General features: G+C 62.8%; 1 protein-coding gene. It reads left to right on the plus strand.

The genetic code is table 11. From position 1 onward, the window contains the following. Positions 1 to 675: tetratricopeptide repeat protein (locus CFP71_RS43080; RefSeq protein WP_143267352.1), on the plus strand; the 675-nt coding region annotated here is incomplete at both ends.

Genomic DNA, 675 nt, shown 5'->3' on the forward strand with positions numbered 1-675 from the left:
GTACTCCGAGGCCGCGGAACTCAATCAGCGCACCCTCGCGTTGCGTCTTCAGGTGTCCGGCGAAGAGAACGAAGAGACTTTCGCACTTCAGCGGAACATCACGATCGACCTCCGGGCACAGGGCGACTTCGCGGCGGCGTCCAAACTGAGCGAAGAGATCTATCACAAGTCCAAGCGCATGTTCGGCGAAGACGACCCTGAGACCCTCAACGCCGCGTACCAGCACGCCATCAGTCTTCGGCTGGCGGGTGCCTACCGGGAGGCCGCGGAACTGGACCAGGACACCCTCCGCCGTCGGATCGAGGTCCTCGGCCGCGACCACGTCCGTACCTTCGGTGTCAACAGCTCCCTGATCGTCGACCTGCGCGAGGCGGGGGATTACGGCCAGGCCCGGGTTCAGCAGGAAAGGCTCACCGAGAACTTCTATGCCCGCTTCGGTGCGGATCAATCGGACGCGACGACCAACACGTTCCTGCTTTCGGTGGCGAGGCGGAAGGACGGCGATCACCCGGGCGCTCTCAGCCTGTCCACGGAAGCACTCAGGAGGTTCCGGCTCTTCTATGGTGACGACCACTCCGTCACCATGGGCTGTGCTCTCGCCCATTCGATCGATCTTCGTCACTCGGGCGATCTGGCGGCGGCCAAAAAGCTGGGAGAAGAAGTTTTCGAACGGTA

It is taken from the genome of Amycolatopsis thailandensis (assembly GCF_002234405.1).
GTDB lineage: Bacteria > Actinomycetota > Actinomycetes > Mycobacteriales > Pseudonocardiaceae > Amycolatopsis > Amycolatopsis thailandensis.